This is a genomic window from Rhodopseudomonas sp. WA056, from assembly GCF_010906995.1.
Classification (GTDB): Bacteria; Pseudomonadota; Alphaproteobacteria; order Rhizobiales; family Xanthobacteraceae; genus Rhodopseudomonas; species Rhodopseudomonas palustris_G.
This window is the reverse complement of record NZ_QPFS01000257.1, coordinates 1-827: the sequence shown is the minus strand read 5'-3', so window position 1 is coordinate 827 and position 827 is coordinate 1. Positions and strand designations below refer to the sequence as shown.

Here is an 827-nt window from a genome sequence, read left to right as displayed (position 1 = left end):
GCTGATCGCCGGCTATTCGCCGCTCGGCAACGTGCTGTTGCTGTCGCTGTCCGAACGCTACCCGCCATGGCACGACGCCGGCCGCGCCCCGGACGGGATCATCGTGCTCGGCGGGGCGATCAATTCCGAGGTCAGCGCCGCGCGCAATACGGTCGAGCTCGATGCATCCGCCGAGCGCGTGCTCGCCACGCTCGATCTGGCGCGGCGTTATCCGCAGGCACGGATCGTCTACAGCGGGGGCAGCGGCAACTTGATCCAGCGCTCGGCTGCCGAAGCGCCGCTCGCCGGCGAGTTGCTGGAGCGGTTCGGGCTCGCTGCCGGCCGCTTGGTGCTGGAGGACAAATCGCGCACGACCGCCGAGAACGCCGCCAATACGCGCGCGCTGGTGTCGCCCAAGCCCGGCGAACTCTGGCTGCTGGTCACCTCGTCATTCCACATGCCGCGGTCGATCATGGCGTTTCGTGCCGCCGGCTTCGACGTGGTCGCCTATCCGGTGGATTGGCGGACACGTGGTCGCGAAGACGTGGCGCGCCCGTTCGCGACGCTGGCGGCGGGACTGGCGCGCACCGACGTCGCCGCGCACGAATGGGCAGGGCTGTTGGCCTACCGGCTCGGCGGCAAGATCCCGTCACTGCTGCCGTCGCCGTAGCGCGCCGCTCAATCGTGCCGGGGCAGGCCGAGCCGGTACACGCCGCGGAAATCGTTCGGATCGGCCGGCTTTCCCTTGCGATAGATCACCAGCCGTCCGGCCAGCGCCAGACCGACCGCCGCGCGGCGGATCGGCATCAGCAGCGCGTGCCAGTCACCCTCGGGGCGGAGCGCGTGGG

2 protein-coding genes are annotated in these 827 nt (G+C 70.6%); one reads left to right on the top strand and one right to left on the bottom strand.

Annotated elements, in window-relative coordinates; all coding sequences use genetic code 11:
• Positions 1-649 (top strand): YdcF family protein (locus DU475_RS23900; protein WP_164633527.1); only part of this gene is annotated, 649 nt, incomplete at its 5' end.
• A gap of 8 nt (positions 650-657) precedes the next feature.
• Here DU475_RS23900 and DU475_RS23895 read toward each other — a convergent pair.
• Positions 658-827, bottom strand: a 170-nt coding sequence (locus DU475_RS23895; protein ID WP_164633526.1) for a DUF3253 domain-containing protein, incomplete at its 5' end; no start/stop codon positions are given.